This is a genomic window from Burkholderia sp. Bp9140 (genome assembly GCF_003853425.1).
In the GTDB taxonomy this organism is placed as follows: domain Bacteria; phylum Pseudomonadota; class Gammaproteobacteria; order Burkholderiales; family Burkholderiaceae; genus Burkholderia.
The window spans coordinates 121,525-146,361 of the sequence record NZ_QTPQ01000009.1; the positions used below are offsets into that span (position 1 = coordinate 121,525).

Genomic DNA, 24,837 nt, shown 5'->3' on the forward strand with positions numbered 1-24,837 from the left:
TCGGGCGTTCGGCGAGCATCGGGCTCGCCCCTTGCGTCGGCCGGTATCCGGGCTGGCCGCTTGCCAGGCCGCAGCCTTCCCGCCCGCTGAAGGGCAGTGGCATCGCGGGCGGCCTGGGCGCGTGCGGGGGAACCGCGGCGCGCGGGCGGCGTACCGTTGCGGGGACAGCACAGGCCGGCCGGACTTCCGCCTCCTGTTTCCCGTTTAACTGCGTGCGCGGAATGCGCACGCGAGCACCGAACGCGGCGCATACGATAGCACAGCGGCCGGCCCGCGCGAACCCGCCGCGCGGGCGCCGGATGTGGCCCCGGATGCGGCGCCGCGGCCATGCCGAACACCCCGCGGCAGCTCGTTCCGCCTTGACGCTCCCGGCACCGCCGCCTACACTCGCACGCGTTTTGGTGCTCGCGCGCGCTCCTCCGGCGCGCGCAGTTAAACGGGAAACAGGGAGCCCGCCTGCGCCGCAGTCGAGCCAACCTGTGCTGCCCCCGCAACGGTAAGCGAACGCGTCGCGCGCAAGCGCCACGCAGCGCCGCTTCGCCGCATGCCCGCCGCATGCGGACGACTGCCACTGGATGCCGTGCATCCGGGAAGGCGAAGCGGCGTGTTCGTCAGCCCGGATACCGGCCGAAACGTTGGGGTTCAGCGCCGCGGGGAGGCGGCGCATCGTCCACGGCCGCAGCACGCCCGACGCCCGAGCGTTTCCCGCTTTCTCCGCCGATCCGTCCGTCGCATGCACGTGCGCGGACCCGAACGGAGAACGGCAGGCGGCGCGGGCAGGGCCGGCGGCCGTGTTGGCATTCACCATGTCGACCGTTCGCAAGGAAGCGTCATGTCCGATTCGTCGTGCCGTCCGTTGCGCAGCCGTCCGTCCGGACCGAGCCGCGACATCCCCGCGATCCGCCAGATGACATGCCGCGCCGCATTCGACGCGACGATCCCGGCCTGATTCCATTTTCGCCACAGGACCTACCATGACCCTACGCAAGCTTCCCGTCACGATCGTCACGGGCTTTCTCGGCAGCGGCAAGACCACGCTGATGCGCCACATCCTGCAGCATGCCGAAGGCCGCCGCATCGCGGTGATCGTCAACGAATTCGGCGAGCTCGGCATCGACGGCGAAATCCTCAAGGGCTGCGGCATCGGCTGCGAGGATACGGAGGGCGCGCAGGGCGAAGCGTCGGGCCAGCTGTACGAACTCGCGAACGGCTGCCTGTGCTGCACCGTGCAGGAGGAGTTCTATCCGGTGATGGAAGCGCTCGTCGAGCGCCGCGCCGACATCGATCACGTGCTGATCGAGACGTCCGGCCTCGCGCTGCCGAAGCCGCTCGTGCAGGCCTTCAACTGGCCGACGATCCGCAACAGCTTCACGGTCGACGCGGTCGTGACCGTCGTCGACGGCCCGGCTGCCGCGAGCGGCCAGTTCGCCGAGAACCCGCAGGCCGTCGACGCGCAGCGTCGCGCCGATCCGAACCTCGACCACGAATCGCCGCTGCACGAACTGTTCGCCGACCAGCTGTCGTCCGCCGATCTCGTGATCGTGAACAAGGCCGACCTCGTCGCCGATGCGCAGTTCGCCGAGATCGAAGCCGCGATCCGCGAGGAAATTCCCCCGCAGGTGAAGATCGTGCGCGCGACGCGCGGCGAACTGGACCTCGCGATGCTGCTCGGGCTCGAGTCGGCGTCGGAGGAAACGATCCACCTGCGGCACGACCATCACGGCTCGGCCGACGACGGCGATCACGACCACCATCACGACGAGTTCGATTCGGTGGTGGTGGCGGGCGATGCGGGCTCGCGCGACGCGACGATGGCCGCGCTGCAGCGTGTCGTCGAGACGCACACGATCTATCGCGCGAAAGGCTTCGCGGCGCTGCCCGAGGCGCCGATGCGGCTCGTGATCCAGGGCGTCGGCCGCCGCTTCGACAGCTATTTCGACCGCCGCTGGCAGGACGGCGAGCCGCGCGCGAGCCGCTTCGTGCTGATCGGCGAGGATCTCGACGCGGCCGCGCTGCAGCGCGCGTTCGATGCCGCGTGCGCGGCCGAAATGCAGCAGGCGTAACGCGCGATGCATCTGTTGCGCACCACGCCGGGCGGCTTCGTCGACGATACGCAGGGCGTCGTCCGGATCGACCAGCAGCCGGCCGACATCGTGATCCTGAGCTCGGCCGACACGACGCTGTCGCTGCTGGCCAGCATCGTGCCGAAGCTGCCGCCCGGCTTCCCGAGCGTGCGGCTCGCGAACGTCACGTTCCTGCGGCAGCCGGCGTCGGTCGATTTCTATGTCGACGACGTGCTGCGTCATGCGAAGACGGTCGTGATCGACCATCTGGGCGGCGAGGCGTACTGGCCGTACGGGATCGAGCAGGCCGTGTCGCTCGCATCGAAGCGCAGGCAACGGCTCGCGATGTTCTCGGGCGACCTGCAGGAAGACCCGAACCTCGTCGCGAAGAGCACGGTCGCGCCCGACCTGTGCCGGCTGTGGTGGCGCTACCTGCGCGAAGGCGGGATGCACAACGCCGAAGCGTTGCTGCGCAGCATCGCATTCCATACGCTCGGCTTCGGCGACGAACCCGAGCAGCCGCGCCCGCTGCCGGCCGCCGCGCTGTATCACCCGGCGCGCGACCCGGCGAGCGTCGACGACTGGCGGGCGCGCTGGACGCCTGGTGCGCCCGTCGTCGCGATCCTGTTCTATCGCGCGCACTGGCAGGCCGCGAACACGGCCGTGTTCGACGCGCTGGCCGATGCGCTCGTGCGCGAAGGGCTCAATCCGCTGCCGATCGCGGTCACGTCGCTGAAGGACGCGGTGAGCCGCGAGGTCATCACCCAGCTCTGCGACACGCACGGCGTCGCGCTCGTGCTGAACACCACGGCCTTCGCGGCCGGCGCGATCGACAGTCCCGAGCCCGACGTGCTCGCCGGCGATGCGCCCGTGCTGCAGGTGATCCTGTCCGGCGGCAACCGCGACGCATGGGTGGCCGACAACCAGGGCCTGCACGCGCGCGACATCGCGATGCACATCGCATTGCCTGAAGTCGACGGCCGCATCGTCACGCGTGCGGTGAGCTTCAAGGGGCTGGCATATCGTTGTCCGCACACCGAAGTCGACGTCGTGCGCTACCAGCCGGACGCCGAACGGATCGCGTTCGTCGCGGCGCTCGCGCGCGGCTGGTGCCGGCTGCGCACGCTCGACAATGCCGACAAGCGCATCGCGCTGATCCTCGCGAACTACCCGCAAAGCGAAGGGCGGATCGGCAACGGCGTCGGGCTCGATACGCCGGCGTCCGCACTGCGCGTGCTGGCGGCGCTGCGCGATGCGGGCTATGCCGTGGCCGACCTGCCCGACGACGGCGACGCGCTGATCGCGCGGCTCACCGAAGGCGTGACCAACGACCCGGCCGTGCGCGCACTGCGCCCCGCGTTCCAGAGTTTCGCGCTGGCCGACTACGTCGCGCATTTCGCGCGGCTGCCGGCCGCCGTGCGCGACGCGCTGAGCGCACGCTGGGGCGCGCCTGAAGCGGACCCGACGCTGCGGCAGGGGCGCTTCACGATCGCCGGCTGGCGCGCAGGCAACGTGTTCGTCGGCATCCAGCCGTCGCGATCGCGCGACGAGAACGACTATGCGAGCTACCACGACGCGGACCTCGTGCCGCCGCACGCGTACCTCGCGTTCTATTTCTGGCTGCGCGACGCGTTCGGCATCGACGCGGTCATCCACCTCGGCAAGCACGGCAACCTCGAATGGCTGCCGGGCAAGAGCGTCGCGCTGTCCGACGCGTGCTGGCCCGACCTGACGCTCGGGCCGCTGCCGCACCTGTATCCGTTCATCGTCAACGATCCGGGCGAGGGCAGCCAGGCGAAACGCCGCGCGCAGGCGGTGATCGTCGATCACCTGATGCCGCCGCTCACGCGCGCGGAAAACTACGGCCCGCTGCAGGATCTCGAACGGCAGGTCGACGAGTACTACGAAGCACTGATGGTCGATGCGCGGCGCGCGAAACTGCTGCGCAAGACGATCCTCGCGACGATCGCCGAACACCGGCTGCATGACGAGCTGAGCGTGTCGCCGCCGCGCGATACGGGCGACGAGGATGCGCTGCTGACGCGCGTCGACGCGTGGCTGTGCGAACTGAAGGAAGCGCAGATTCGCGACGGGCTGCACGTGTTCGGCGCGTCGCCGGCCGATCGTCAGCGGCGCGATACGCTGCTCGCGCTCGCACGCTTTCCGGTCGGCGACGGCAAGGGCGAGCGCGCGGGACTGATCGCCGCGCTCGCGCGCGATCTCGCGCTCGGCGACGATTTCGATCCGCTCGCGGCCGACTGGGCCGCGCCGTGGACGGGCCCGCGGCCCGCCGCGCTGCAGGCGCTCGACGCGTCGCCGTGGCGCCATGCGGGCGATACGCGCGAGCGGCTCGAACGGCTTGCGCAGCAGTGGCTGGACGGGCTGTGCGCAGATGCCTCGGTCGATCCAGGCATCGACACCCAGCCACCCGGCGACTGGCCGCACACGCTCGCGGTGATCGAACGCGTGCGCGCGACGCTGATGCCCGCGCTCGACGCGTGCGGCGGCGAGGAACTGCGCCAGCTGCTGCGCGGACTCGACGGCCGTTTCGTGCCGCCGGGGCCGAGCGGCTCGCCGTCGCGCGGCCGTCCAGACGTGCTGCCGACGGGACGCAACTTCTATTCGGTCGATACGCGCGCGGTGCCGACGCAGGCCGCGTGGTCGCTCGGGCTGAAATCCGCGCAGCAGCTGATCGAACGCCATCTGCAGGATCATGGCGACTATCCGCGCGCGATCGGGCTGTCGGTGTGGGGGACGGCCACGATGCGCACCGGCGGCGACGATATCGCGCAGGCGTTCGCGCTCATCGGCGTGCGGCCGAAATGGGCGCACGGCAGTCATCGCGTGACCGACTTCGAGATCCTGCCGATCGAGATCTTCGACCGGCCGCGCATCGACGTGACGCTGCGCGTGTCGGGCTTCTTCCGCGACGCGTTCCCGAACCTGATGCACCTGTTCGACGCGGCCGTGCAGGCCGTTGCCGCCCTCGACGAGCCGGAGGAACTGAACCCGATCCGCGCACGCATCGAGCGCGAACGCGCGAAATGGATCGAGCAGGGCGTGGCGCCCGACGAAGCGCGGCGTCGGGCCGGCTGGCGCGTGTTCGGCGCGCGGCCGGGCAGCTACGGCGCGGGCCTGCAGGACCTGATCGACCAGCGCCGCTGGCAGAGCGACGCCGAGCTTGCCGACGCATACCGCCGGTGGGGCGGCCATGCGTACGCGCAGAACAGCGCGGGCGACGCCGCGCCCGACGTGTTCGGCGAGCGGCTCGCGGCGATCGACGTCGTCGTGCAGAACCAGGACAGCCGCGAACACGACATCCTCGACTCGAACGACTACTACCAGTTCCAGGGCGGGATGACGGCGGCCGTGCGGCACCTGTCCGGGCAACAGCCGAGCATCTACCACGGCGACCACGCGAACCCGGTCGCGCCGAAGATGCGCACGCTGCGCGAGGAGATCGCGCGCGTGATCCGATCGCGCGTCGTCAACCCGAAATGGCTCGACGGCGTGAAGCGTCACGGCTACAAGGGCGCGGCCGAAATGGCCGCGACCGTCGACTACCTGTACGGCTATGACGCGACCGCGCGCGTGCTGTCGGACCACCAGTACGCGCTCGTCGCCGACGCGTACCTGTTCGACGACGACACGCGCGCGTTCCTCGAACGACACAACCCGAAGGCGCTGCACGGCATCTGCGAACGCTTCGTCGAAGCGATGCAGCGCGGGCTGTGGCAGCAGCCGGGCGACTATCGCGAGCGGATCGAAGCGGTCTGGCTCGACAGCGAACAACTCCAGGAAGGGGGACGGCGATGACCGATCCGACGACGCACCGTGCACGCGCGGTGTTCCCGTTCGCGGCGCTGGTCGCGCAGCAACCGCTGCAGCAGGCGCTGCTGCTCGCGGCGATCGACCCGTCGCTCGGCGGCGTGCTCGTCAGCGGGCCGCGCGGCACCGCGAAATCGACCGCGGCGCGCGCGCTGGCGGAATTGCTGCCCGAAGGCGAATTCGTCACGCTGCCGCTGTCGGCAAGCGACGAACAGGTCACGGGCACGCTCGATCTCGCGCATGCGCTTGCTGAAAACGGCGTGCGCTTCCGGCCGGGCCTGCTCTCGCGCGCGCATCGCGGCGTGCTGTACGTCGACGAAGTGAACCTGCTCGCCGACGGGCTCGTCGATACGCTGCTCGACGTCGCCGCGAGCGGCGTGAACGTGGTCGAGCGCGATGGCGTGTCGCACGCGCACGACGCGCGCTTCGTGCTGGTCGGCACGATGAATCCCGAGGAGGGCGAACTGCGCCCGCAACTGCTCGACCGCTTCGGGCTGATGGTCGAGCTCGAGAACTGCTTCGACGCCGCACGGCGCGAACAGATCGTGAAGGCGCGCCTCGCGTTCGATCTCGATCCGGACGCGTTTCGAGTGCGTCACGCGGCTGCGCAGCGCGGACTCGGCGACCGGATTCACGCGGCGCGGGCACGGCTGTCGACGCTGGATTTCGACGATGCGGTTCACGCACGCGTCAGCGCGCTGTGCATCGACGCGGCCGTCGACGGCTTGCGCGCCGACCTCGTGATGCTGCGCGCCGCGCGCGCGCTCGCGGCGCTGGAGCAGGCTGACGCGGTGACGGTGTCGCATGTCGAACGCGTGGCCGACGCGGTGCTGCGGCATCGGCGTCATGCGGGTACGCCGCCGTCGTCGGGCGCGTCGCAAGCGCGCAGCGACAACGACCGCGCCGACCGTTCGCCGCCGGACACGCGCCGGCAGCCCGACGCTCGACCGGGCGCGGCACGCAACGATGCGACGGCGTCGCAAGGCGACTGGGGCTACCTGCCGCCCGAGCCGGCCGGACTGAGCAACGTCAAAGGCGTGGTGCCGCTGCCGCTAAAAAAACGCTGAGCCATCGAGCCGACGCCGCCGCGAATGCCGTTCGCGGTGCTCGATGGCAGCCAGGCGCCGCCGCGTGCGTGCCGGGGTCGGCGCGTGCCGGCACGGCCGTTGCGTGGCCGGCGACGCTCGCCGCGAAGCGCGGCGGTCCGCTGCACGCCGACCATCTGCGTTTCCGCAAACAGGCCGGCACACCGCGCGCACTCCATTGTTTCGTGCTCGACTGTTCGGCGTCGATGCTGTCGCACGAACGGCTCGCGCTCGCGAAAGGGTTGATCGTCGCGTACTTCGATCAGGCCGCGCGCGAGCGTGTGGAAACCGCGCTGATCTGCTTCGGCGGCGACGGCGCCGCACGGCGTTTCGGCCCGGCCGTGCCGCGCTGGTGGAATGCACGCTGGCTCGAACCGGTGGACGGCGGCGGCGGCACGCCGCTCGCGGACGGCATCGCGGCCGCCGCGCAACTGCTGGCGCACGCTGCACGGCGTACGCCGGACCAGCAGCGCTGGCTGTGGGTGCTGTCCGACGGACGCACGCGCGACACGCCGCCGAAACCGGCGGCGGCCGATCATGTCGTGTTCGTCGATTTCGATGACGCGGCCGTGCGGCTCGGGCAGGGCAGGCGGCTCGCCGATGCGTGGGGCGCGCAATGGAGGACGGCCGCGTCGCTGTGCACCGGGCTGACCGGCTGATCGTATCAGCGGCCGCGCGGGACGATCGCCGGCGCTGCGCTATGATCGCCGTTTCTGCTCACCGGAATGCCTGCCATGCAAGTACTCGTCGATGCCGACGCGTGTCCCGCCGTCATCAAGGACATGCTGTTTCGCGCCGCGCGTCGTGCCGAGATCTGCGTGACGCTGGTCGCGAACCAGTTCCTGCGCACGCCGCCGTCGCCGTTCATCAAGGCGCTGCAGGTGCCGGCCGGCTTCGACGTGGCCGATGCGCGGATCGTCGAGCTCGCGGAAGCCGGCGATCTCGTGATCACCGCCGACATCCCGCTGGCCGCGGCCGTCCTCGACAAGGGCGCGCATGCGCTCGACCCGCGCGGCAACTGGTTCAGCCGCGAGAACATCGAGGAACGCCTGTCGACGCGCGCGATGATGGATCAACTGCGCAGCGCGGGCATCGACACGGGCGGGCCGGCGCCGTTCAGCGCACGCGACGGCAAGGCGTTCGCGTCGCAGCTCGACCGGTTCCTGGCACGCCACGGCAAGCCCTGACGCACCGGGCGCCGGTCGTCCGGCATGCGATACGTCACCGGTTTCGCGTCGAATCGTCGGCTACGGCAGAATACGGATTCGCCGCGACCTTGATATCGTGGCGCGAACGACCCATCGGAGGGCATGGATGTCACCGACCCAACTTCTCGTTCCGACGTTGACCCAGATGCTGCGCGCGCAATCCGCGTGGCTCGACAAGGCCGCGGCGCACCGGCAGGCCGCCGGCGACGCGCCCGATGCGATGCTGACGCTGAAGCTGGCGCCCGACATGTATCCGCTCGCCGCACAGGTGCGGTTCTCGTGCTTCCAGGCGATGGAGCCCGTCTACCGGCTGCGCGGCGAGCCGCTGCCGGCTGCGTTGCTGGCACTGCGGGAAGCCGGCTGGCATGCCGATGCGCAGCCGGGCACGCTGAGCGACGCGCAGGGCATCCTCGCCGGCACGATCGCATTCCTCGGCGAACTCGCGCCCGACGCGCTCGATGGCGGCGCCGCGCTGCCGATCACGCTCGAGCTGCCGAACGGCATCGCGTTCGACATGACGGGCGAGCAGTACGTGCGCGACTGGGCGCTGCCGCAGTTCTACTTTCACGCGATCGCCGCATACGCGATCCTGCGCCATGACGGCGTCGAGCTCGGCAAGGCCGACTACGTGCCGCACATGCTGGCGTACGTGCGGCCCGGCACGATTCCGCAAGGTTGAACGGATGAGCGGACGCCCCGGCCGCGGCGCTCCGGCATGACGCGGGCGCTGTTCGTCTGCAGCCGCAACCGGCTGCGCAGCCCGACGGCCGAGGCGTTGTTCGCCGCCTGGCCGGGCGTCGAAACCGACTCCGCGGGCCTCGCGCCCGACGCGGACACGCGTTTGTGCGCGGCGCAGCTCGAATGGGCCGAGATCGTGTTCGTGATGGAGCGCACACACAAGGCGAGGCTGTCCGCGCGGTTCGGCGCCCGGTTGAAGCACAAGAAGATCGTCTGTCTCGACATTCCCGACCGCTATGCGTACATGCAGCCCGAACTGGTCGCGCTGCTCGAACGCAAGGCCGGGCCGTTTCTGCGCGCGTGACCGGCGCGGGTCGGCTCAACGCGCCCGATGCGCCCCGTCCACGAACGCCGAAAAACGATCGAGGTGCAGCAGTTCGATGATCTTGCGGGTCGGCACGCTCGCGCGCAGCGTCTCGAGCCGCTCGACGTCGAACCACTTGCAGCGCGCGATCTCGTTGCTCGCGCGCGGGGTCAGGTGTTTCGGCACCTCGGCCACGAACACGTGATGGAGCTTCGTGAGGCCGCCGAACTGCACCGCGTAGTCGAGCGCGAGTCCCTCCAGCCGCGTTTCCTCCGCCAGTTCCCGCTGCGCGGCCTCGAGCGGCGTCTCGCCGCGCCGGATCGTGCCGCCCGGCAGCGACCAGCGCGCGGCGGTACGGGCGACCAGCAGCACGCTGCTGCGCTGGCGGCACACGATCGTGGCGCGTTCCTTGATGCTGGCGACGGTATCCGGCCCGGTATTCATGTTCGGCAAAACGGGTGCTGAATGGTGGAGGAAAATGCGCGTCGACCGGGGCTGCCGGCCGGTCGCCCGATCGACGGGCACGACGGCATGAAAGCCGCCGCGCCGATCATACCGGGCATTCGTGACAGTTCCGTGCGTTGCCTCGCGCAACGCGCATCGCGTCACGCGTGCGTGTCGATCCCCGAGCGCGCCGGCTTCCCGGACCGCCCGTGGCGCCGTTTGTGGACGGTACGCCGATGATGCGGCGGCGCCGTCACATGCGGGCGCGTGGGCGCCGGCCGAGCCGTCGGCGCGGCGGCCCGCGGCTGTAATTGTCCCTCGCCAAAATGGAAGGTCTGAGTTTGCGCGCGGGCGGCGCCCAGCGTCGACGCCAGCACGATGGCCGCGAACAGCATGCGTTTCATGAAATCTCCGTCTTTCGCCAGATAAGCACGTTCCACGAGCTTAGCGAACGGCGGCAGGGCGCCGCAACCGGCGCGCGCTCGGTGTCGTCCCCGGTTGGGCGCGGCCGCGCGATCCGCGCGGCGGATGCCGCATGTCCGGCTTGACAATAAAATTCCTGAGTGTGAATATAAATTCACGCACAAGAATTAACCTTCACAGTCCGGGAAGTCGGGGCGCGCCGATGCCGGCCCGACGAAACCGGCGATCCGATCAACCGGAAGCAGGAGCGAGACGCATGGCGGAGCTGCAGCAGCAAGGCGCGTTGGCGGGGTTGCGCATCATCGATCTGTCGCGGGTGCTGGGCGGCCCGTACGCGACGCAGATCCTCGCCGACCACGGCGCGGAGGTGATCAAGGTCGAACCGCCGTCGGGCGACGAGACGCGCACCTGGGGCCCGCCGTTCGACGGCGACACCGCGTCGTATTTCCTCGGCGTGAACCGCAACAAGCTCGGCATCGCGCTCGACCTGACGAAGCCGGACGATCGCGAGCGGCTGCTCGGCCTGCTCGAGCACGCCGACGCGCTGGTCGAGAACTTCAAGATCGGCACGATGGAACGCTGGGGGCTCGGCTTCGACGCGCTGCATGCGCGCTTTCCGCGCCTCGTCCATTGCCGCGTGTCGGGCTTCGGCGCGGACGGCCCGCTCGGCGGGCTGCCCGGCTACGACGCGGCGGTGCAGGCGCTGGCCGGCCTGATGAGCGTGAACGGCGAAGCAGGGGGCGCGCCGCTGCGCGTCGGCGTGCCGATCGTCGATCTCGTCACCGGGCTGAACGCGGCGCTCGGCGTGCTGATGGCGCTGCGCGAGCGCGATGCGAGCGGGCGCGGCCAGTTCGTCGAATCGACGCTGTTCGACTGCGCGCTGTCGATCCTGCATCCGCATACGCCGAATTTCTTCCATTCCGGGAAGGCGCCGGTGCGCACCGGCAACGCGCATCCGAACATCACGCCGTACGACAGCTTTCCGACCGCGAGCGTCGACATTTTTCTCGCGGTCGGCAACAACGGGCAGTTCGCCGCGTTGTGCGACGTGCTCGGCACGCGCGACTGGCCCGACGACCCGCGCTTCGCCGACAACCGCGCGCGCAGCGCGAACCGCGCAGCGCTGCGCGCGCTGCTCGAAACGGCGCTGGCCGCGCACGACGGCGCGGCGCTCGCCGAGCAGCTGATGCGCCGCGGCGTGCCGTGCGCGCCCGTGCTCGGGCTCGACGCGGCGCTCGACCATCCGCACGTCGCGCATCGGCGGATGAAGGTCGAACTGGGCCGGCATCGCGGCATCGCGTCGCCGATCAAGCTCGGCCGCACGCCGGCCACGTACCGGCGGCCGCCGCCCGCGCTGAACGAACATGCGGCGCAGGTGTTTGCCGACGACGAACGCGACAGCACCGACAGCGGCACGCGCCGGAACTGACACGCATGGCGGCCGTGCCCGTGCGATGGCGTCCGGCGCCGCCGCACGACCGCGCGACGCTTCGGACATCACGCCGCACCGCCACCGATGCGCGGCGGCACAAGAGGAGACACATCATGCTCGCATGGATCGGCGCGATCGCGATCGTCGCGCTGTTCGGCCTGATCATCACGAAGCGGCTGTCGCCGCTCGTCGCACTGATCGTCGTGCCGGTGGCCGCGTCGCTCGCGGCCGGCTTCGGACTCTCGACCGGAAAGTTCATCGTGCACGGCGTGCAGAACATCGGCCCGATCGCCGGGATGTTCGTTTTTGCGATTCTATTTTTCGGAATCCTCACCGATGCGGGGATGCTCGACCCGATCATCGCGGGCGTGCTGCGCGTGATCGGCTGCCATCCGCCGCGCATCGTGGTCGGCTCGGCGCTGCTCGCGCTGCTGATCCACCTGGACGGCTCGGGCGCCGTCACGTTTCTCGTCACGCTGCCCGCGATGATGCCGCTCTATACGCGGCTCGGGATGGACCGGCGGATCCTCGCGTGCGTCGCGTCGATGGCGGCCGGCGTCAACTTCCTGCCGTGGGTCGGGCCGATGCTGCGCGCATCGGCCGCGCTGCACATTCCCGGCTCGGCGATCTTCATGCCGATGATCCCGGTGCAACTCGTCGGGCTCGTGTTCGTGTTCGGCACCGCCTACGTGCTGGGTGTGCGCGAGGCGAAGCGGCTCGGGCTCGATCGCGCGGGCGCGGCGTTGCTCGCGATCGCACCGCGCGTGCTGACCGACGCCGAACGCGCGCTGCGCCGGCCCGGGCGCTTCCGGATCAACCTGGCGCTGACGCTCGTCGTGCTCGGCACGCTGGTGTCGGGCATCGTCGATCCGATGGTGATGTTCATGCTCGGCACGGTGGCCGCGCTCGTGATCAACTATCCGGACGTGCAGGCGCAACGCGAGCGGATCGACGCGCATGCGAAGGCCGCGCTGATGATGGCGAGCGTGCTGCTCGCGGCCGGCGCGTTCACGGGAATCATGTCCGGCACCGGAATGCTGAAGGCGATGGCCGAGGTCGTCGTCGCGCACGTGCCGGTCGAGCATGCGCGCCACCTGCCGTTCGTGCTCGGCCTGCTGTCGATGCCGCTCAGCCTGCTGTTCGATCCGGATTCGTTCTACTTCGGCGTGCTGCCGGTGCTCGCGGAAAGCGCGAAGCTGCTCGGCGTGCCGCCGATCCAGATGGCGCAGGCCGCGCTGCTCGGCCAGATGACGACCGGTTTTCCGGTCAGCCCGCTCACGCCCGCGACGTTCCTGATCGTCGGCCTGACCGGCGTCGAGCTGGCCGAGCACCAGAAATTCACGATTCCGTTCCTGTTCGCCGCCACCGTGCTGATGGTCTTCGCCGCGGTCGTGGCGGGCGTGTTTCCGTTGTGAGCGTCCGCGTACCTGTCGCGCCGCGCCGGCTTCCACCGAGGCGGCCCCTCCAAGCCCGGCGTCGTATGGGGAATCGCGCGGCCGTTCACGTTTTCCTGGAGAGCAATCCATGCAGTTCGACCTGACCGACGACCAGCGCGCGATCGAAAGCGCGATCGAGAAAATCTGCGAACGCTTCGGCGACGATTACTGGCTCGAACGCGATCGCGCGGGCGGGTTTCCGTCCGACTTCCACGCGGCGCTCGCCGAGGCCGGCTGGCTCGGCATCGCGATGGACCCGGCCCACGGCGGCGCCGGGCTCGGGATGACCGAGGCCGCGCTGATGATGCGCGCGATCAGCGCGTCGGGCGCCGGCCTGTCCGGCGCCTCGGCCGTCCACATGAACATCTTCGGGCTGAACCCGGTGCAGGTGTTCGGCAACGACGCGCAGAAGGCGCGCTTCCTGCCGCCGCTGATCGCCGGACGCGACAAGGCCTGCTTCGCGGTGACCGAGCCCGACGCGGGCCTCGACACGACGCACCTGAGCACCCAGGCGCGCCGCGACGGCGACCATTACGTGCTGAGCGGCCGCAAGATCTGGATCTCGACCGCGCAGGTCGCGAACAAGATGCTGATCATCGCGCGCACGACGCCGCTCGACCAGGTCGCGAAGCCGACCGACGGGCTGAGCCTGTTCTACACCGACCTCGACCGTTCGCGCGTCGAGGTGCGCGAGATCGAGAAAATGGGCCGCAAGGCCGTCGATTCGAACATGCTGTTCATCGACAACCTGCGCGTGCCGCGCGCCGATCTGATCGGCAACGAGGGCGACGGCTTCCGCTACCTGCTGCACGGGCTGAACCCCGAGCGGATCCTGATCGCCGCCGAGGCGATCGGGCTCGGGCAGGCCGCGCTGCGGCGCGCGACGCAGTATGCGTGCGAGCGTGTCGTGTTCGGCCGGCCGATCGGGCAGAACCAGTCGATCCAGCATCCGCTCGCGCAGGCGTGGATGCAGCTCGAGGCCGCGTGGCTGATGGTGATGAAGGCCGCGACGCGCTACGACGCGGGGCAGTCGTGCGGGGCCGAGGCGAACGCCGCGAAGTACCTCGGCGCGGAAGCCGCGTTCCAGGCGTGCCAGACGGCGATCGCGACGCACGGCGGGATGGGCTACGCGAAGGAATACCATGTCGAGCGCTACCTGCGCGAGTGTATGATTCCGAGGCTCGCGCCCGTGAGTCCGCAACTGATCCTGTGCTACATCGCGGAGAAGGTGCTCGGGCTGCCGAAGTCGTACTGACCGTACCGACCCGGCGGCCGGCCCGGCGCGCGGTTTCCCGTTCCGAATCAAGCGCTCGTCATGGACGTCAAACTCGTTGCCCGCACGCTCGACCTGTTCGAGCTGTTCGCCGCCGAACGGCGGCCGCTGCCGCTCACCGAACTCGCGCGCCTGCTCAATGTGCCGGCGTCGAGCTGCCTGGCGATGGCGCGCACGCTCGTGAGCCGCGGCTATCTGTACGAGGTGCGCAAGCGCGGCGGCTACTACCCCACGCGGCGCCTGCAGACGATCGCCGCCGCGATCGACGCGACCGATCCCGTCGTCGACATCGTGCATCCGCATCTGGTCGCGCTGCGCGATGCCAGCCGCGAGACGGCCGTGCTCGGCAAGATCCACGGCGCGTCGGTCACGTATCTCGACGTCGTCGAGTCCGAGCAGGCGATCCGCTATACGCGCCAGCCGGGCGAGCTGCGCCCGCTGCATGCGAACTCGATCGGCAAGGCGATCTTCGCGGAACTCGCGAGCGATGCGCAGCAGGCGCTCGGCGCGCAACTTTCGTTCGAACGCTTCACCGATGCGACGGTGACCGACCTGCCGGCGCTCGTCGCACAAACCGCGCGGTTTCGCGCACTCGGCTGGGCCGAGAACTTCGGCGAAAGCGCGCCCGAGCTGTCGGCGATCGCGGTCGCGCTGACGCTCGACGGCGACTGGTACGGGCTGTCGGTCGTCGGGCCGACCGAGCGGATCCGCCAGCATCGCGATACGCATGCGGTGCTGCTGGTCGATGCGAAGGCGCGGCTGCTGGCCGAGCAGGGGCGCGGCTAGCAAGGGCCGCGAAGCAGGGCGGGGCGCCTGCTTCGGCGGCCGTTCGCCGTGGCGCCGGACAGCGCCCGGGAACGGCCGCGGCCGGCATGTCACGCGCCGGCGCGTGCCGGCGTCACGACTTCACCCACACGCCGCCGGCGCTCGGGTTGTCGCCTTGCGTCCACCATTTCGCGCAGTATTTCGCACCTTGGTACATCACGCACGTGCCACCCTGGTACGCGGTCGTTGCCGACCACGTTGCCGTGCCGCCGCCGATCGCTTTCCACACGCTCGCCTGGCCAGGCACGTCGCCCTGCGTCCACCATTGCGCCTGGTACGTCGTGCCCTGGTACGTGACCGTCGCGCCGGCCGTATAGACCTGGCCGGCCGACCAGGGTGCGCCGGGCTGCGGCGTGCCGCCGTCGGAGCCGCCTCCATAGTTCGGATCCTGCGTGACGCCCGTACCCCACTTGCCGTCGAGCTTGCGGAAGATCGCCGCGAACGCGTACGGCTGCTGCACGATGCCCGAGCAGGTCGGCGCCACATACGCGCCGTTGTTCGGGCACGGCCGATCGCGGCCGACCGACCAGTTGCCGAAGAAACCGTAGCCGTTGCCGATCGCCGCATTCAGCACGCCCTGCGCATTCGCGAGCGTGAAGGTTTCGCCCTGCACGTCGTTCATCCCGATCATCGGCGTGACGCCCACCATCTGCCAAAGTTGAGCGCCGGTCTTCGGCTGGCCCGCCGACTTGAACGCCGTGTCGAGCTGCGCGTAGAGCGCCTGCGCGGCGCTGATCGCGGCCGCGCCCATGTCGATGTTCGCGGGGCCGTAGTCCATCGTCATCAGGTTCACCGCGTCGAACGCGACCTTGTTCGCGATGGCCGCGGTGACGACGTTCACGCCATCCTGCGTGAGCCCGGTCGGCATCGTCGGCAGCGTCAGCGTCACGTGCAGCGGCTTGCCTTTCGCCGCGTAGTCGGACTGCAGTTGCGCGAGCGCCTGGAAGTTGCGGGCGACGGCGGCGCCGTCCTGCTGCGACGCGCCCTCGATGTCGAAGTCGACATGCGTGAGGCCGTAGGTGTCGATCACGGTCTGGTAGGCCGTCTTCAGTGCGGGAACGGTCGAGCACGCCTGCATCAGCGGCGTGCCGTTCGCGCCGCCGAACGAGACGGCGATCTCGCCGCCTTTCGCGCGATAGCTCGCGATCGACGTCGACAGCGACGCGAGCAGATCGCCGCCCGCGCCATTGCCGATCGGCTGCACGCCGCCCCAGGACGGCGCGCAGCCGCTGCCCGCGACCACGAACGCGAGCGTGAACTGCTGGATGCCTTGCTGGACGCCGATCCGGTCGACGAGCGGCGTCGGGTAGAGCGTCACGTCGACGAAGGGCGCATAGGCGCCGGCGCCGTGGGACACGCTCGCCACGGCGAGCAGACAGCCCGCGGCAAGCGCGCGCGGGTTGAATCGCGGCAACACGTCGTTGTTCATTGTGTTCTCCAAGTGGAAGAGGGATACGCTGGCCCGCGTATCGCCGCCGGGCGGGCGACCGGGCATGCCCGGCCGGCGGCGTGCTCATCTTGGAGGATTCGCGCCGAATCGTGAATACTTAGGTGTTCTTTTCGTTATTCGATTCTCGACACGTAACAATCTTGCCGATTCGCGCGCATGTCGAAACGCGGGGCGGGCGATTTTTCCGCCCGATGGCGCGGTGAAGCTGACGCGCGCGACGCTCGACCCGTGCCGCCGGGCACGGCCGGCGCATGCATGAACCGGTTCCGGCGAACCGGCAACGCAGGCCGGCATGCGGATCACCGACATCGCGCGATGTGCGCCGGCCGCGCGTTGCGCGGCCGCATTCAGCGATACCAACGCGGCGTATACACCCACTCGCGGCCGTCGCCGATCGCGAAACGCCGCGTCGTCGACGAGCCGACGATCACCATCGTGCGCATGTCGACCTGATCGCTGCGCAGCGCGCCGAGGGTCGTCGTCACGAGCGTCGCGCCGGGTCGCCCGATATCGCGGCCGAGCACGACGACCGTATCGGCCGCGCGATGCGCGCGCACGGCATCGAGCGCACGATCGAGCTGCCACGGCCGCGCACGCGAGATCGGGTTGTAGAACGCCATCACCAGATCGGCTTGCGCCGCATGCCGCAGGCGCGTCTCGATCACGTCCCACGGCTTCAGGTTGTCCGACAGCGAGATCGCGCAGAAATCGTGGCCGAGCGGCGCGCCGGCCTGCGCGGCGGTCGCGAGCGACGCCGATACGCCGGGTTCGACGCGCAGCTCGACCGCGGCCCAGTGCGGGTCGCGCGCTTCGTCGAGCGCTTCGAGCACGGCCGCGGCCATCGCGAACACGCCCGGGTCGCCCGACGACACGACCGCAACGCGCCGGCCCTGGGCCGCCAGTTCGAACGCATGGCGCGCACGCTGCATTTCCTCGCGATTGTCGGTGCCGTGTACGCGCTGGTCCGCGCGGAACGGGCCGGCCATCGTCACGTAGGTCGTGTAGCCGAGGATATCGGTCGCTTCCGCGAGCGCGCTGCGCGCGGCGGGCGTGAGCCACGCGGCATCGCCCGGGCCGAGGCCCAACACCGTCAGGCGGCCGCGCGCACGGCCGAGCGCGGCGGGATCGACGGGTTGCGCAGCGACCGCGCACGCGAGGCCGCCGGAGGTTGCGCGCACCGTGTGTGCCACGCGCAACGTGCTGCCGAGCACGGCGGCGGCATCGGTGTCGCCTTCGACATCGGTGAAGCGCAGCGGCACGCCCAGCGTGTGCGCCGCCGCTTCGACCCGCGCATCGCCGAGCAACGTCGTTGGCGCGACGAGCGCGGCGAGCGCCAGCCGCGCGAGGCCGTGTACGTCCAGCAGCGCGTCGATGCGTTCGGCGAGCGACGGCGACACATCGGCCCGCACGCCACGTGCGTCGATGCCGACCACGACGCTGCGCGGATGGATCACGAGTTCGTCGCGCGCGCCGCGCCACGCATCGGGCGTCACGCGGATCGCATGCGCTGCCGCGTCGTCGCGCGGCAGCGCGACGTCGTCGAGCCACGGTGCCGCGCCGTCGATGCGCGTGGCCGCACCCGCGAGCAGGTCCGACACGAACCGCTTGCCTTGCTGGAGATCGGCAAGCGCATAGCCGTCGGGCGGATTGAGCACGCACGCGCCGAAGCGCAGTTCGCCGCTCGTCGTGATCGCCGGGGCGACGCCCAGGCATTCGGCGATTTCGCGCGCGACCAGGTTGACGCCCGTCAGTCCGCCGAGCAGCGGCACGACGGCCGAGCCGTCTTCCGCGACCGCGAGCACGGGCGGCTCGACACCCTTGTCGGCCAGCGCGGGCGCGACGCAACGGATCACGATGCCGGCCGCGCACAGCGCGACGATCGGCAGGCCGCGCGCGTAAAGCCCGCGCAGGTGCGCGCCGAGTTCGTCGAACGGCACGTCGGCGTCGACGCGCGACGCGAGCCCGTGCACGAGCGCCCCCGGATAACGCGCCTGGATGCGCCGCGCGGTATCGAGCGCGCCCGCGCCGAGAATCACGATCGCGGGCGGAGTCGTCATCCTTGCCATTTTTCCCCCGGCACGACGAGCAGCGAAAAATACGGCGACGCCATCGGATCGACGTCGTCGAGCGGCACGATGCGCTGGGTCGCCATCGTCGCGCGCTCGACGTACAGCGCGCGCTTCGCGAGCCCGAGTTCGTCGAGCACGCGCCGCACCTTGTCGAAGTTGCGGCCGAGTTTCATCACGACGGCCGCGTCGGCCTGCGCGAGCCGCACGCGCAATTCGTCTTCCGGCAGCACGCCGGACAGCACCGACAGGCTCTGGTTGCGATAGACGAGCGGCTGGCCGAGCACGGCCGTGCCGCCGAGCATCGCGCACACGCCCGGGATCACTTCGGTGTCGTAGCGCGGCGCGAGGCGATCGTGCAGGTACATGTAGGACCCGTAGAAGAACGGATCGCCTTCGCAGATCACCGCGACGTCGCGCCCGGCGTCGAGATGCGACGCGACGATTTCGGCGGCCGTGTCGTAGAAGTCGGCGATCACCGTCTCGTAGCAGAGCGGCGGCGGCAGTGCCTCGGTCGTCACCGGATAGACGAGCGGCAGTTGCGTCTGCGCATCGAGCAGGTGCGCTTCGACGATCCCGTAGGCATTGCCTTTCTTGCCCTTCGCGACGAAATACGCGACCACCGGCGCGGCCTGCAGCACGCGCAGCGCCTTGATCGTCATCAGCTCGGGGTCGCCGGGGCCGACGCCGACCCCGAACAGGCGTCCGCGCGGGGCCGTCATTCGGCCTCCGTCGCGAGCGCGTTGACCGCGGCGGCCGCCATCGCGCTGCCGCCGCGCCGGCCGAGCAGCGTGACGTACGGCACGCCGCGGCTGTCCGCGTCGAGCATCGCCTTCGACTCGGCCGCGCCGATGAAGCCAACCGGAAAGCCGAGGATCAACGCGGGGCGCGGCGCGCCGGCGTCGATCATGTCGAGCAGGTGGAACAGCGCGGTCGGTGCGTTGCCGATCACGACGACGCTGCCGGCCAGATGCGGGCGCCACAGTTCGAGCGCCGCGGCCGAGCGCGTGTTGCCGAGATGCCGCGCGAGCTCAGGCACGTCCGGTTCGCCGAGCGTGCAGGTCACGCGATTGCCGGCCGGCAGCCGCGCGCGCGTGATGCCTTCGGCGACCATCCGCGCGTCGCACAGGATCGGCGCGCCGGCCGCGAGTGCCGCGCGGCCCGCCGTGCCGGCGCCGGCCGAAAAGCGCAGGTCGTAGGCGACATCGACCATCCCGCACGCGTGGATCACGCGCACCGCGAGTTTCTCGAGATCGGGCGGAACCTGCGACAGGTCGGCCTCGGCGCGGATCGTCGCGAACGACTGGCGGTAGATTTCCTGCCCGTCGCGAATGTAGTCAAGCATCGGTGGTGTCCTGGCTGTGCCGCGCGCCCGTCAGTCGGGCCGCGGCCTGGTCAATCGTCAGATGGCGCGCGAGCGGGGCGCCGAGGCCCGCGGCGGCGTCGCGCCGGTAAAGGTCGTAGCGTGCGGGCGCGACGGCGACGAGCGTGTGCGTCGCCGGGTGCGGCAGCGCACAGTGGCGCTCGCAGCCGGTCAGGTGCACGTCGACCGGATGGCCGACGCGCGCGGCCAGCGCGCGTGCATCGTGTTTCGTATCGGCGCGCGACTTCGCGCAGCCCGCGCTCCCGGTGCAGGCCACCAGCGCCGCCAGCGGGTCGGATGTCGTGCACACCAGGCCGAGCGACGCGAGCGCATCGAGCACGGCCGGCGCGCGTGCGTGCCGCACGCCGTGCACGAACACGCCTTGCCACGGCGTCATCGATAGCGTGGCGTCGCCTTCGGCTTCGGCCAGTGCCGCGAGCCGCTCCAGTTGCGTCGCGTCGAGCCGGCCGAGCACGAACTGCGCGCCGACGCTGCAGCGCGCCGTGTCGAGCGACGGCCGCGCGCCGAAACGCAGCGCGGCATCCGCTTGCATGCGCCGCCAGCCGGCCAGCGCCGGATCGGTCTCGAGCGGGAAGGGGACGTAGTGCTGCGCGCGCGCGCGCAACGCGCGTTCGCCGCCCGTCGCGAGCAACGCGCGCATCCGCGTGACGTCGGCCGGCGCCAGATCGAGGAAGGCGAGCAGCAACGCGCGGACGAGCGCGACGGCCTGGTCCGGCGCCACGTCGAACGAAGCGGGCGAATCGTCGGACGAGACCGGCGGACAGCCAGCCAGGCCCGCGGCGATGCGGACCGCGCCGTCGCCGCGACGCCGCGCGGCGAGCCAGATGTCGTGCGGATGATCGAGCGCCGCGACCGATTCGCCGCCGTCGAGCTGGATCGAGAATTTCGGCGACAGCGCGCCGCGGCGCGGCTCGTGCGTCAGCATGTCGAGCAACGGCAGCGCGAGTGCGCGGCTGTCGAGCAGCGCGGCGGGATCGAGCCCGGCGAGCGGGCTGAGCATCAGGTTGCGGACGTCGTCGCTCGAGGCTAGCGCGGCCCGGTCGCCGGCGGCATCGCCGGCGCGCGTGCGCGGGCCGAGCCCCGCGTCGAGCAGGGCGCTGGCCAGCGGATCGGCCGCGCCATCGCGAATGCCGCGCAGCTGGAGATTCGCGCGATTGGTCGCGTCGATCGCGCCGGAGCCGCAGGCGCGCGCCGCGGCGGCGATCGCGCGTGCCTGCCGCGCGTCGAGCCGGCCGCCCGGCAGCTTGATCCGGCACAGCCCGCCGTCGGCGGCCGCGACGACGCGCACGAGCCCCGGGCAAGCCGATGGGCGCACGACGGGCGACGCAGGAATCGAAACGGGGGCGGAACTCAACGGGATACCGGGACAGTGTCGCGCCGCGGCCAACGCATCGGTACACCCCGCCCGACGCCGACTGGCACGCACGCACTTTCAGGCCGGCAGGTCTCCTGGCTGACAGGTCGGCGCCGGCTCCCGGCCTTCCCGGTGAAACCAGTGGCATGAGGGGGGGAGATCGGCTCGCTGTCTACAGTTGCGGGGGCAGCCACAGCGGCGCGCGGCGCGCCCTGTGTTCCCTCTTCGGCCCCGAAGGGCACCGGCGAACGAACGGCCGTAGGATACCCGATTTCACCGGCGCTTCGCGACCGCCGAATGGCTCCGTGTCCGAAGCGGAACGCGACCCGGCACCGGTGGGCCCGCAGATGAAACGCGCGGAGGAACACGGTACCATGCCGACTTTCGCAATGCGGACGTCCGCACCGGCGCCTTCACGGCCGCCGTGCGGCGACGCGATGGAACCGGACGATGGGGAAGGGTGCATGACGGCGTGGCTGACGGTAGTGGGCATCGGCGACGACGGCTACGCGGGGCTCGGACGCAGCGCGCGGCGCGCGCTGCTCGAGGCGACGCGGGTCGTCGGCGCGAAGCGGCACCTCGACATGCTGCCGGCGCGGCTGCCGGCCGCGCGCGAGCCATGGCCGTCGCCGTTCGACCTGTCGGGCCTGCTCGCGCGGCGCGGCGCGCCCGTCTGCGTGCTGGCGAGCGGCGACCCGATGCTGTTCGGCGTCGGCGCCACGCTTGCGCGCGAACTGTCCCCTGACGAATGGCGCGTGCTGCCCGCCCCGTCGTCGCTGTCGCTGGCGGCCGCGCGGCTCGGCTGGGCGCTGCAGGACGTCGGCGCGGTGTCGCTCGTCGGCCGGCCGCTCGCGACGCTCGCGCGCCACCTGCTGCCGGGCCGGCGCCTGTTCGTGCTGAGCGCCGACGGCCGCACGCCGGCCACAGTGGCGGCCGAGCTCGCCGCGCGCGGCTTCGGCCCGACGCGCATCAGCGTGTTCGAGCATCTCGGCGGCCCGCTCGAGCGGCGTCTCGACGGCCTCGCGCAAGACTGGCACATCGCCGAAACCGCGGCGCTCAACCTCGTCGCGCTCGACTGCCGGGCCGGCCCCGATGCGCCGCGCCGCGCCCTCACGCCCGGCCTGCCGGACGACGCGTACCGCCACGACGGCCAGCTCACCAAGCGCGACATGCGCGCGCTGACGCTCGGCCGCCTCGCGCCCGCGCCCGGCGAACTGTTGTGGGACGTCGGCGCGGGCAGCGGCTCGATCGGCATCGAATGGATGCGCGCGCATCCGTCGTGCCAGGCGATCGCGATCGAGTCGCATGCGGAGCGGCAGCGCTTCATCGAACACAACCGCGACGCGCTCGGCGTGCCGGGCCTGCAACTCGTCGCGGGGCGCGCGCCCGATGCGCTCGCGGGGCTCGCCGCGCCCGATGCGATCTTCATCGGCGGCGGCGCGACCGCGCCGGGCGTGCTCGATGCGTGCTGGTCGGCGCTGAAGCCCGGCGGCCGGCTCGTCGCGAACGCGGTCACGCTGCAGGGCGAGCTGGCGCTCGCCGCATGGCGCGACGCGCATGGCGGCACGCTCACACGCGTATCGCTCGCGCACGCCGAGCCGCTCGGCCGCTTCGACACGTGGCGGCAGCCGTTGCCGGTCACGCTGTACGACGTGCGCAAGCCCGATGCCGCGGCAACGGACCTCCCGGATCTCGCGTGATGCGCGACGAAACCCCCGAACAACCGGCACCGCTGCGGTTCGGCTATACGACCGGCAGTTGCGCGACCGCGACGTCGCTCGCCGCCGCGCGCCTGCTGCTCGCGGGCCGCGCGGTCGATGCGGTCGAGATCGTGTTGCCGAAGGGACAGCACGTGATGATGCGGCTCGCGTTCTGCCGGACCACGGCCGACGGCGCCGAGGCCGGCACCATCAAGGATGCCGGCGACGATCCGGACGTCACGCACGGCGCGCTGATCTTCGCGCGCGTCGCGCTGTCGGCCGCGCCCGGCGTGCGTTTTCATGCCGGGCCGGGTGTCGGCACCGTCACGCGCGCGGGACTCACGCTGCCGGTCGGCGAACCGGCGATCAATCCGGTGCCGCGCCAGATGATGACCATGCACCTCGACGCGCTCGCGGCCGAATACGGCTACGCGGGCGGCTTCGACGTGACGATCGGCGTCGAGGACGGCGAGGCGCTCGCGCTGAAGACGATGAACCCGCGCCTCGGCATCGTCGGCGGCTTGTCGATCCTCGGCACGACCGGCATCGTGCGGCCGTTCTCGTGCTCGGCGTACATCGCGTCAATCCACCAGGGCATCGACGTTGCCCGCGCGAACGGCATCACGCACATCGCCGCATGCACCGGCAACGCGAGCGAGGATGCGATGCGCGCGCACTACGGCCTGCCCGACATGGCGCTGATCGAGATGGGCGATTTCGCCGGCGCGGTGCTGAAGCACCTGCGCCGCGCGCCGGTCGCGCGCCTGTCGATGTGCGGCGGCTTCGGCAAGCTCAGCAAGCTCGCGGCCGGCCATCTCGACCTGCACAGCCGCCATTCGAGCATCGACCTGGCGCTGCTCGCGCAGTGGGCGGCCGAGGCCGGCGCGAACGAGGCGCTGCAGGCCGCGATGCGCGCGGCGAATACCAGCCAGGAAGCGCTGAAGCTTGCGCTGGCCGACGGCGTGCCGCTCGGCGACCTCGTCTGCGCACAAGCGTTGCGGGTCGTGCGCGACATCGTGCCGGCATCGGTCGTGGTCGAGATGTTCGCGATCGACCGGCAGGGCCGCTTCGTCGGGCGCGCACGATGAGCGCGCGCATCCTGCTGCTCGGCGGCACCGGCGACGCGCTGAAGATCGCACGCGCGCTCGGTCCGCGACACGTCTACAGCCTCGCGGGCCTCGGCAAGGTGCCCGACGATCTGCGCTGCGACGTCCGCGTCGGCGGCTTCGGCGGGGCGGCGGGGCTGGCCGCGTATCTGCGCAGCGCCGGCATCGGCCTCGTGATCGACGCGACGCATCCGTACGCCGCGCAAATCAGCGCGAACGCAGCAGCAGCCGCGCGCGACGCGGGCGTGCCACTGTGGGCGCTGCGCCGCGCGCCGTGGACGCCGGGGCCCGGCGACGACTGGCGGATGGTCGACGACTGGGCCGGCATCGAGGCCGCGCTCGCGCCGTTCCGGCGGCCGCTGTTCACGCTCGGCCGCGAACCGCTCGCGCATCTCGACGCGATCCCGCCGCACCAGTTCTGGCTGGTGCGCTGCCTCGATCCGCATCCCGGCAACGCGCGCGCGCAGATCGTCGCCGCGCGCGGGCCGTTCACGCTCGAGAGCGAACGCGCGCTGTTCGCGCTCGCGGGCATCGATGTCGTCGTCAGCAAGAACAGCGGCGGCGCCGCGACCGAGGCCAAGCTCGACGTCGCGCGCGAACGCAGGCTGCCGGTCGTGATGCTGAAAAGACCGCTGCTGCCCGACGCCGACCGCGCGTTCGACTCGGCCGCCGCACTGCTCGACGCGCTCGACCCGGCCGCGCGCATGTGATGCCGCAA

Annotated in this window: 21 protein-coding genes and 3 riboswitches; of the genes, 14 read left to right on the plus strand and 7 right to left on the minus strand. The window is 71.1% G+C overall.

The features are described 5' to 3' along the window. Nucleotides 1-20 precede the first annotated feature (20 nt). Nucleotides 21-256: riboswitch (cobalamin riboswitch) on the minus strand. Between the two features lie 126 nt (nucleotides 257-382). After that, nucleotides 383-647, plus strand: a riboswitch (cobalamin riboswitch). Nucleotides 648-974: 327 nt separating this feature from the next. From cobW to DIE21_RS10135, 7 genes are all read left to right on the plus strand, one after another. After that, complete coding sequence (cobW, locus tag DIE21_RS10105) at nucleotides 975-2,063, plus strand: cobalamin biosynthesis protein CobW (RefSeq protein WP_124497564.1); 1,089 nt, start codon at nucleotides 975-977, stop codon at nucleotides 2,061-2,063. Between the two features lie 6 nt (nucleotides 2,064-2,069). After that, nucleotides 2,070-5,879: a cobaltochelatase subunit CobN gene (gene cobN, locus DIE21_RS10110; RefSeq protein ID WP_124497565.1), complete on the plus strand. Its 3,810-nt coding sequence runs from the start codon at nucleotides 2,070-2,072 to the stop codon at nucleotides 5,877-5,879. Next, the gene (locus DIE21_RS10115) at nucleotides 5,876-6,958 is read left to right on the plus strand and encodes an ATP-binding protein (RefSeq protein WP_124497566.1); all 1,083 of its coding nucleotides are present in this window, start codon (nucleotides 5,876-5,878) and stop codon (nucleotides 6,956-6,958) included. Before cobN ends, DIE21_RS10115 begins: the two co-directional genes overlap by 4 nt. A gap of 68 nt (nucleotides 6,959-7,026) precedes the next feature. Continuing rightward, on the plus strand, nucleotides 7,027-7,635 hold the full coding sequence (locus DIE21_RS10120; protein WP_124497567.1) for a VWA domain-containing protein: 609 nt from the start codon (nucleotides 7,027-7,029) through the stop codon (nucleotides 7,633-7,635). Between the two features lie 75 nt (nucleotides 7,636-7,710). Then, nucleotides 7,711-8,163: a YaiI/YqxD family protein gene (locus DIE21_RS10125; RefSeq protein WP_124497568.1), complete on the plus strand. Its 453-nt coding sequence runs from the start codon at nucleotides 7,711-7,713 to the stop codon at nucleotides 8,161-8,163. 127 nt (nucleotides 8,164-8,290) lie between these two features. Then, nucleotides 8,291-8,863 carry a DUF1993 family protein gene (locus DIE21_RS10130; protein ID WP_124497569.1) on the plus strand — a complete coding sequence of 191 codons (573 nt, stop codon included), beginning with the start codon at nucleotides 8,291-8,293 and terminating at the stop codon, nucleotides 8,861-8,863. Nucleotides 8,864-8,899: 36 nt separating this feature from the next. Next, nucleotides 8,900-9,226 carry a low molecular weight protein tyrosine phosphatase family protein gene (locus tag DIE21_RS10135; RefSeq protein WP_124497570.1) on the plus strand — a complete coding sequence of 109 codons (327 nt, stop codon included), beginning with the start codon at nucleotides 8,900-8,902 and terminating at the stop codon, nucleotides 9,224-9,226. Between the two features lie 15 nt (nucleotides 9,227-9,241). Here the strand turns inward: DIE21_RS10135 and DIE21_RS10140 are convergent, their stop codons facing one another. Continuing rightward, nucleotides 9,242-9,670 (minus strand): NUDIX hydrolase, encoded by a 429-nt coding sequence (locus DIE21_RS10140; protein ID WP_124497571.1) that lies wholly within the window; start codon nucleotides 9,668-9,670, stop codon nucleotides 9,242-9,244. A 161-nt stretch (nucleotides 9,671-9,831) separates the two neighbouring features. Continuing rightward, a complete protein-coding gene (locus DIE21_RS10145) occupies nucleotides 9,832-10,074 on the minus strand; it encodes a hypothetical protein (RefSeq protein WP_124497572.1) in 243 nt (80 codons plus the stop codon). Between the two features lie 275 nt (nucleotides 10,075-10,349). On the opposite strand from DIE21_RS10145, the gene DIE21_RS10150 reads away from it, so the two are divergent. The 4 genes from DIE21_RS10150 (at nucleotide 10,350) to DIE21_RS10165 (ending at nucleotide 15,020) form a co-directional block, all read left to right on the plus strand. Next, nucleotides 10,350-11,522 (plus strand): CaiB/BaiF CoA-transferase family protein, encoded by a 1,173-nt coding sequence (locus tag DIE21_RS10150; protein WP_124497573.1) that lies wholly within the window; start codon nucleotides 10,350-10,352, stop codon nucleotides 11,520-11,522. A 116-nt stretch (nucleotides 11,523-11,638) separates the two neighbouring features. Continuing rightward, complete coding sequence (locus tag DIE21_RS10155; protein WP_124497574.1) at nucleotides 11,639-12,940, plus strand: CitMHS family transporter; 1,302 nt, start codon at nucleotides 11,639-11,641, stop codon at nucleotides 12,938-12,940. Between the two features lie 109 nt (nucleotides 12,941-13,049). Beyond that, entirely contained in the window at nucleotides 13,050-14,216 is a 1,167-nt protein-coding gene (locus tag DIE21_RS10160; RefSeq protein ID WP_124497575.1) for an acyl-CoA dehydrogenase family protein, read from the plus strand. Between the two features lie 60 nt (nucleotides 14,217-14,276). Beyond that, nucleotides 14,277-15,020, plus strand: a complete 744-nt coding sequence (locus tag DIE21_RS10165) for an IclR family transcriptional regulator (protein WP_124497576.1) — start codon at nucleotides 14,277-14,279, stop codon at nucleotides 15,018-15,020. 112 nt (nucleotides 15,021-15,132) lie between these two features. On the opposite strand, the gene DIE21_RS10170 is transcribed toward DIE21_RS10165, so the two are convergent. From DIE21_RS10170 to cobG, 5 genes are all read right to left on the minus strand, one after another. After that, complete coding sequence (locus tag DIE21_RS10170; RefSeq protein ID WP_185642749.1) at nucleotides 15,133-16,488, minus strand: chitinase; 1,356 nt, start codon at nucleotides 16,486-16,488, stop codon at nucleotides 15,133-15,135. A 368-nt stretch (nucleotides 16,489-16,856) separates the two neighbouring features. Continuing rightward, complete coding sequence (gene cobJ / locus DIE21_RS10175; protein ID WP_124497578.1) at nucleotides 16,857-18,566, minus strand: precorrin-3B C(17)-methyltransferase; 1,710 nt, start codon at nucleotides 18,564-18,566, stop codon at nucleotides 16,857-16,859. Next, nucleotides 18,563-19,297, minus strand: a complete 735-nt coding sequence (locus DIE21_RS10180) for a precorrin-2 C(20)-methyltransferase (protein WP_124497579.1) — start codon at nucleotides 19,295-19,297, stop codon at nucleotides 18,563-18,565. Before DIE21_RS10180 ends, cobJ begins: the two co-directional genes overlap by 4 nt. Further along, on the minus strand, nucleotides 19,294-19,920 hold the full coding sequence (locus DIE21_RS10185; protein WP_124497580.1) for a precorrin-8X methylmutase: 627 nt from the start codon (nucleotides 19,918-19,920) through the stop codon (nucleotides 19,294-19,296). Before DIE21_RS10185 ends, DIE21_RS10180 begins: the two co-directional genes overlap by 4 nt. After that, entirely contained in the window at nucleotides 19,913-21,274 is a 1,362-nt protein-coding gene (gene cobG / locus DIE21_RS10190) for a precorrin-3B synthase (protein WP_185642750.1), read from the minus strand. The genes DIE21_RS10185 and cobG overlap by 8 nt, the downstream gene beginning before the upstream one ends. 106 nt (nucleotides 21,275-21,380) lie before the next feature. Next, nucleotides 21,381-21,574, minus strand: a riboswitch (cobalamin riboswitch). 203 nt (nucleotides 21,575-21,777) lie between these two features. Between cobG and cbiE the strand changes: the two genes are divergently transcribed. Genes cbiE through DIE21_RS10205 form a run of 3 tightly spaced genes read left to right on the plus strand, consistent with a single transcriptional unit; the run spans nucleotide 21,778 to nucleotide 24,829 of the window. Then, nucleotides 21,778-23,013, plus strand: a complete 1,236-nt coding sequence (cbiE, locus tag DIE21_RS10195; protein WP_124497582.1) for a precorrin-6y C5,15-methyltransferase (decarboxylating) subunit CbiE — start codon at nucleotides 21,778-21,780, stop codon at nucleotides 23,011-23,013. Further along, complete coding sequence (locus DIE21_RS10200) at nucleotides 23,013-24,101, plus strand: cobalt-precorrin-5B (C(1))-methyltransferase (RefSeq protein WP_124497583.1); 1,089 nt, start codon at nucleotides 23,013-23,015, stop codon at nucleotides 24,099-24,101. The genes cbiE and DIE21_RS10200 overlap by 1 nt, the downstream gene beginning before the upstream one ends. Further along, complete coding sequence (locus DIE21_RS10205; protein ID WP_124497584.1) at nucleotides 24,098-24,829, plus strand: cobalt-precorrin-6A reductase; 732 nt, start codon at nucleotides 24,098-24,100, stop codon at nucleotides 24,827-24,829. Before DIE21_RS10200 ends, DIE21_RS10205 begins: the two co-directional genes overlap by 4 nt. The last annotated feature ends 8 nt before the right edge of the window (nucleotides 24,830-24,837 follow it).

Excerpts from the sequence above, each read along its gene's own strand:
- DIE21_RS10185 (WP_124497580.1), bottom strand. The coding sequence starts at position 19,920 with ATGCTTGACTACATTCGCGACGGGCAGGAAATCTACCGCCAGTCGTTC.
- DIE21_RS10145 (WP_124497572.1), bottom strand. The coding sequence starts at position 10,074 with ATGAAACGCATGCTGTTCGCGGCCATCGTGCTGGCGTCGACGCTGGGC.
- cobJ (WP_124497578.1), bottom strand. The coding sequence starts at position 18,566 with ATGACGACTCCGCCCGCGATCGTGATTCTCGGCGCGGGCGCGCTCGAT.
- DIE21_RS10170 (WP_185642749.1), bottom strand. The coding sequence starts at position 16,488 with ATGAACAACGACGTGTTGCCGCGATTCAACCCGCGCGCGCTTGCCGCG.
- DIE21_RS10140 (WP_124497571.1), bottom strand. The coding sequence starts at position 9,670 with ATGAATACCGGGCCGGATACCGTCGCCAGCATCAAGGAACGCGCCACG.
- cobN (WP_124497565.1), top strand. The coding sequence starts at position 2,070 with ATGCATCTGTTGCGCACCACGCCGGGCGGCTTCGTCGACGATACGCAG.
- cobW (WP_124497564.1), top strand. The coding sequence starts at position 975 with ATGACCCTACGCAAGCTTCCCGTCACGATCGTCACGGGCTTTCTCGGC.
- DIE21_RS10180 (WP_124497579.1), bottom strand. The coding sequence starts at position 19,297 with ATGACGGCCCCGCGCGGACGCCTGTTCGGGGTCGGCGTCGGCCCCGGC.
- cbiE (WP_124497582.1), top strand. The coding sequence starts at position 21,778 with ATGACGGCGTGGCTGACGGTAGTGGGCATCGGCGACGACGGCTACGCG.
- DIE21_RS10165 (WP_124497576.1), top strand. The coding sequence starts at position 14,277 with ATGGACGTCAAACTCGTTGCCCGCACGCTCGACCTGTTCGAGCTGTTC.
- DIE21_RS10135 (WP_124497570.1), top strand. The coding sequence starts at position 8,900 with ATGACGCGGGCGCTGTTCGTCTGCAGCCGCAACCGGCTGCGCAGCCCG.
- DIE21_RS10150 (WP_124497573.1), top strand. The coding sequence starts at position 10,350 with ATGGCGGAGCTGCAGCAGCAAGGCGCGTTGGCGGGGTTGCGCATCATC.
- DIE21_RS10205 (WP_124497584.1), top strand. The coding sequence starts at position 24,098 with ATGAGCGCGCGCATCCTGCTGCTCGGCGGCACCGGCGACGCGCTGAAG.
- DIE21_RS10200 (WP_124497583.1), top strand. The coding sequence starts at position 23,013 with ATGCGCGACGAAACCCCCGAACAACCGGCACCGCTGCGGTTCGGCTAT.
- DIE21_RS10125 (WP_124497568.1), top strand. The coding sequence starts at position 7,711 with ATGCAAGTACTCGTCGATGCCGACGCGTGTCCCGCCGTCATCAAGGAC.
- DIE21_RS10160 (WP_124497575.1), top strand. The coding sequence starts at position 13,050 with ATGCAGTTCGACCTGACCGACGACCAGCGCGCGATCGAAAGCGCGATC.
- DIE21_RS10155 (WP_124497574.1), top strand. The coding sequence starts at position 11,639 with ATGCTCGCATGGATCGGCGCGATCGCGATCGTCGCGCTGTTCGGCCTG.
- DIE21_RS10130 (WP_124497569.1), top strand. The coding sequence starts at position 8,291 with ATGTCACCGACCCAACTTCTCGTTCCGACGTTGACCCAGATGCTGCGC.
- DIE21_RS10115 (WP_124497566.1), top strand. The coding sequence starts at position 5,876 with ATGACCGATCCGACGACGCACCGTGCACGCGCGGTGTTCCCGTTCGCG.